General features: G+C 63.9%; 5 protein-coding genes. 1 reads left to right on the top strand and 4 read right to left on the bottom strand.

Annotation, left to right across the window (positions count from 1 at the left end; all coding sequences use genetic code 11):
• Positions 1-454 (bottom strand): DUF5996 family protein (locus JOZ76_RS21485; RefSeq protein WP_291701609.1); only part of this gene is annotated, 454 nt, incomplete at its 3' end.
• Positions 455-755: 301 nt separating this feature from the next.
• On the opposite strand from JOZ76_RS21485, the gene JOZ76_RS21480 reads away from it, so the two are divergent.
• Positions 756-1,019: a DUF6496 domain-containing protein gene (locus JOZ76_RS21480; RefSeq protein ID WP_291701607.1), complete on the top strand. Its 264-nt coding sequence runs from the start codon at positions 756-758 to the stop codon at positions 1,017-1,019.
• A gap of 324 nt (positions 1,020-1,343) precedes the next feature.
• On the opposite strand, the gene JOZ76_RS21475 is transcribed toward JOZ76_RS21480, so the two are convergent.
• From JOZ76_RS21475 to JOZ76_RS21465, 3 genes are all read right to left on the bottom strand, one after another.
• Complete coding sequence (locus JOZ76_RS21475) at positions 1,344-1,925, bottom strand: TIGR00645 family protein (protein ID WP_291701613.1); 582 nt, start codon at positions 1,923-1,925, stop codon at positions 1,344-1,346.
• 162 nt (positions 1,926-2,087) lie between these two features.
• Positions 2,088-2,510, bottom strand: coding sequence for a hypothetical protein (locus JOZ76_RS21470; protein ID WP_366112869.1), 423 nt, complete (start codon positions 2,508-2,510; stop codon positions 2,088-2,090).
• A gap of 295 nt (positions 2,511-2,805) precedes the next feature.
• A complete protein-coding gene (locus JOZ76_RS21465) occupies positions 2,806-3,843 on the bottom strand; it encodes a HoxN/HupN/NixA family nickel/cobalt transporter (RefSeq protein WP_291701604.1) in 1,038 nt (345 codons plus the stop codon).
• Positions 3,844-5,011 lie beyond the last annotated feature (1,168 nt).

Raw genomic sequence — 5,011 nt, 5'->3', positions numbered from 1 at the left:
TCACCGCAACGAGCGCGTGAAAGAAGCGCGTCACGGCGGCGGCATCGTACGGCCTCTCCTGCCGGTCGCCGTGGAATGGAATCGCATCGGGGATCTCGTTCGGCCGGCCGTCGAAGTCAGGCGTTCCGCCGAGCCGTGCCACGAGATCCCGGAAGCGGGCGTGAAAATCGGCGACCGACATCGGCCCGAGCGGGATGTTGGCGCGCCGCCCGTCCGCGGCCTCGCCAATCACGACGTGGTTGACCAGATCGAAGCTGATCTCGATGCCGGCGCCGTCGGGAACGAGCGACGTCGAGAGCCCGCGCGCGGTGACATAGAGGGTGGCGTGCCAGGAATGGTTGACCCACGGCGTCCGCGCCAGCCGGTACTTGCCGACGATCTGGGAATACAGATGCAGCGCGGCGCAGGTCTCGCGCCATGCGGGAAAAGGAATTTCGGGCCAGATCGTGCTCATAGCGTCGTCCTGCCTTCGTTCGTCGATGAAACTAGACGGGCGAGGTGCTGAGTGCAATGGACGCGCGATCGATGCGATCCCGTCCCGAGGCTCGATGTGAGCGGCTGGCCATCGCGGTCATCGCACCGGTTGCAGATCGTGCAGTAGGACTGCGAATACTGGCAGAGCATCGGCATCCTCAGAGCGAGCAAAAGCAACGACGCGATGCGCCCGAAGGACAAAACTCGCGGCTGCATCATGATCCGATCGCGGAACTTCCGCCGGCTGCGAGGATTACCTCCGCGCAACCGGGAGGAACTCCATGGCACGCAAATATTCGAGGAAGGCGTCCGCCAAGGTTGGACGCGCGATGAAGAAGCGGAAGTCTGGCACGCTTCGCAGCGGCCGCTCCGGCCGCAAGGTGAAGAGCCGCAAGCAGGCGATCGCGATCGGGCTGTCGGAGGCACGACGCGAAGGCGCCAAGGTACCGAAGAAAAAGAAGACCTCACGACGCGCGTCGTCGAAGAAATCGGCATCGAAGACCCGCAAGACCGGCCGGAAGACCAAACGCAAATCGAAGCGGTAGCGGTGCGTTCGGCTTCAGGCTCCTCCGAGTCTGCGACATTGAGTACCAACGCATAAGTTTGCTTCGATCGGTCAACCAGCACTGGCTGTTCACCTCTCCCCGCTTGCGGGGAGAGGTCGGATCGCATCCTCGGATGCGATCCGGGTGAGGGGGAGTCTCCGCAAGTTGCGTTCCTTGAGACTCCCCCTCACCCCAACCCTCTCCCCGCACGCGGGGAGAGGGGGCGCACCTGCGACGCGGCTTAGATCGAATCTCATAGCATGCTTTAGACGTCGTTGAAGCGGCAGAACGGTCCGCCTGCGCGCCGGCCGGAGGCCCCTGTCGTCAGTGCTGGTTGGCATCCTTGCGCGCCGGCGTCTCGCTCAGGCGGTCGACCCAGGCGATGCCGATCGCGGATGCGATGAAGGTGATGTGAATCAGCACCTGCCACATCACGCCAATTTCCGTGTAGTTGGTGCGACCGGTCCCGAGGCTTCCTGCCTCGATAAAGGTGCGCAGCAGGGAGATCGAGGAAATCCCGATGATGGCCATCGCGAGCTTGATCTTGAGCGCCGAGGCATTGACATGGCTCAGCCACTCCGGCTCGTCGGGATGTCCGCGCAAATTGAGACGGGAGACGAACGTCTCGTAACCACCGACGATGACCATCACCAGCAGGTTGGAGATCATGACGACGTCGATCAGTCCGAGAACGGCGAGCATGATTTGCTGCTCGGTGACGTCGTCCCAGCTGGCCCCGAGGTGCCACAGCTCCTTCAGGAACAACAGCACGTAGATGGCCTGCGCGCCGATCAGGCCGACATAGAGCGGCAATTGCAGCCAGCGCGAGCCAAAAATCAGCCGTGCGAGCAGGCTGAGCCGGCGAGCCTGGTCGGGGCGTGACGACGCGCGCTGGGGTTCGGTCATGATGTTCATTGCTGGTTCCTGGGGGTGGGTGTGTGAGTGTTCAAGGCGGGCTTGCGCCCGGACAGGCGCAAACCGGTGTGGCCTGCGAAAATCATCTGCCGGAAGGCACAAGCTCGATCAGCACGACCTGAGCGACGCCGTCAGTAGCGGCCGCCGCGACAATCATGACCGGTCATGCCGGTGCTCGTCCGGCCGCAGCCAGGCGGGATGACGACGCTCGATCCAGTCCAGAAGACGGCAACGGAGGGAGCGCAGGACAGGCACGTCCTCGGCCAGAAGCACGAGGCCAAGCGGGAGCATCCAGAGGCCGAGGACCGGCAGCACAGAAAGCAAACCTCCGACGATCAGCAGCAAGCCTGCGGGAATGCGAAGCCAGCGGCGGGACGGCTGCCGCAGCGAGCGCAATGTCGGGCGCAGCCGCTGCGGGAGCCGATCGATCAGAGCCTCGATACGCCAGTCGTCAGCGCCGGCCGTGTGCCGTCCTGAGGTCGTTACCATTGTGCGAGCGCCGGCCAGGGCGGCCGCGGATCGCGGGCCATGTCTGACATCGCCATGAATGGGTGGATGACGCTCGGCATCCGACATCTGTTGCTCCGCACGATTGCACAGGGCACCGCGAGCGCAGAATGGCCGATCAGGGGAGACTGAAGCATAAGGCCCTGTCGGCCGATCCAATGCGCCTGGCGCTGGGAAAGGTGATCCGACATCACGAGGTTGGCCGACATGAACGGCGTCCTCGCCAGAGGGGCCCGGATATTCTTGTCATCTCCAGATGGATTCTGCGCGGCTTCAGATCAAGGCGGCCGGTCCGCGACCACCTGTCGCGGATGTTGCCGACGTCATCGCCTGCAGGCCTGATGCTCGCCGGATCCCGAGCTGCTCACGACGACCGCGGCGCCAGATCCTCAAGACGCTTCCAGCGATAGATCAGCGCCGAGATGATCCAGCACAGCACAAACGCCGCGACCACGACCAAACCCGCACCGCTGAGCGAGCCGTTGAGGTCCCTGATCCCGGTCCAGAACGGGCCCTCGAGGTCCAGCCGGTCGGATACGAGCCCGAGCGCCTCGATGCCGCCGATCAGCACCGCCACCACGACCGACACCGCCGTGATGGTCAGGTTGTACCAGAGCTTTCGCACCGGATTCGCAAAGGCCCAGCCATAGGCGCTGACCATCAGCACGCCATCTGTGGTGTCGACCAGCGCCATGCCGCTGGTGAACAGCGCGGGAAACACCAGCATGGACCAGATCGGCATGCCCTGGGCAACCTGCATGGCGGAGATGCCAAGCAGGGCGATCTCGCTCGCGGTGTCGAAGCCGAGCCCGAACAGAAAACCCAGCGGGTACATGTGCCAGCTCTGCGACACCACGCGGAACAGGGTTTTGAACAACCGCGACAGCATGCCGCCCCCAGCCGTCAGCGATTGAAGGTCCTCGGGCGCGATGCGCCCGCCGCGGCGGACATGGAGGAAACTGCGCCAGATGCCGGCCAGGATGACCAGGTTGACCGCGCCGATCACCAGCAGGAACGCCGCGGACACGGCGGTGCCGATCATGCCGCCGACCTTCTGGAAGCCGCCGAACCTGACCTGGAGTGCGGCGGCGGTCGCGGCGATCGCGATCGTCGCCAGAACGACCACCGTGGAATGACCCAGCGCGAAGAACAGGCCGACGGAGAGCGGGCGCTGGCCCTCCTGCATCAGCTTGCGCACGACGTTGTCGATGGCCGCGATATGGTCCGCGTCGACGGCGTGACGCAGCCCAAGCGTGTAGGCGAGGAACGCAGTGCCGATCAGGGACGGCTGCCCCCCGAAGGCGATGATCGCCCAGATCCAGGCGCCGGCATTGGCGGCGATCAGCAGTGCCGAGATGACGATCATCCTGCGGCGCTGCGTTGAGGCGCTGTCGTCGAACATGGGGACTGCGGGCCGGCCTGTCTTGCTTGCGGCGGGGATCGTGACACTCTTAGGTCAGGGCAGAATATGACCTTTATCCGTCATTGTCACACTCCCGGAGATTGCCGTGCGCGACCTGTCTCTTTCAGCGCGAGCCGATTATCGATCGGGCGCCGAACCGGCCCGTCAGCTCTCGGGATCGTCGGGCCAGAGCGCCTCGCCGCACGCACAGACGAGGAGCCGAACCGTATGACCCGTTCTGGGGTCGAGCAGATCTTGTGTACGACGAAGCGGCGCGCCGCAGCGCCTGCAGCATGGTTCGCTCCGCCCAATCGGTGCGGTCTGCGGCACGGCGTCTTTTTCGGAGGACGTGAGGGAATCCATTATCTCGAGACAAACGAACGGTTCTGAACTGCCGCGCGGTGATTGGACCGTCCTGCAACCACAACGAGCACCTCAACATGAGGGACGTCCGCCGGCAATCCGTGCTGCTCCGGGGACACGACCGTCTGCATCCATTCGTGCAGAAGCCAAGCGCCGATTCGTCGCCCGTCGGGCAAATCGATGATCATTTCGTGTTGCTGCGGCCGCTCGGAACGACACGATCGGCTGCGCGCAAAATCGAATTTCGTGAAGCAATTCAATGCTGATTCCACTGTCCAGTCCTCCCGTGAAAAATATTTTGATTCCGTTTTCCAGAAAAATGTGGTTGCCTCCGGTCATCCCGCCTCGATGGAAGAGGGACGGACGCGCGATCGTCACGAGGACGTGAGGCGGGATGCGATGGACGCTTCGGCGACGCGCGCGATCTGTTCGCGCGGACGAACGGTGCGGAGGCGTACGGCAAAGTCGTGTGGTCCTGACACCCCGACGCTGGTGTCAAGTCGGCGAAGACGTTTCGCCGACGACGGGAGCAAGAAAGCCCGGTTCCCGGGGAGAGCGCGAAGGACACCGTTAAAACCATCGCGCAGGGAATGCCGGGATGATTTGGCTGAACCTGTGGTACCTGCCGCCTGCGTTTTTGCTTGCAGGCGGGCCATGGGGGCGGCCAGCACCCGGCATTCCCTGCGCCCTCTTCGATTCGGAGGGACGATGATGATGCTGCACTCGGGCAGTTCGTGCCGCGAGAAGGCGGCGTCATGCCCTCTCCATTCTCTCGTCGATCAAATTCGGAATTGCGTGAAACGCG

Origin of the sequence: Bradyrhizobium sp. (assembly GCF_019244115.1) — a bacterium.
Classification (GTDB): Bacteria; Pseudomonadota; Alphaproteobacteria; order Rhizobiales; family Xanthobacteraceae; genus Bradyrhizobium.
The sequence above is the reverse complement of the archived record's forward strand: the minus strand, read 5'-3'. Positions and strand labels throughout refer to the sequence as shown.

What these genes read in the sequence shown, in the direction of transcription:
- JOZ76_RS21480 (WP_291701607.1), top strand. Translation starts at nt 756, where the DNA reads ATGGCACGCAAATATTCGAGGAAGGCGTCCGCCAAGGTTGGACGCGCG.
- JOZ76_RS21475 (WP_291701613.1), bottom strand. Translation starts at nt 1,925, where the DNA reads ATGACCGAACCCCAGCGCGCGTCGTCACGCCCCGACCAGGCTCGCCGG.
- JOZ76_RS21470 (WP_366112869.1), bottom strand. Translation starts at nt 2,510, where the DNA reads ATGTCGGATGCCGAGCGTCATCCACCCATTCATGGCGATGTCAGACAT.
- JOZ76_RS21465 (WP_291701604.1), bottom strand. Translation starts at nt 3,843, where the DNA reads ATGTTCGACGACAGCGCCTCAACGCAGCGCCGCAGGATGATCGTCATC.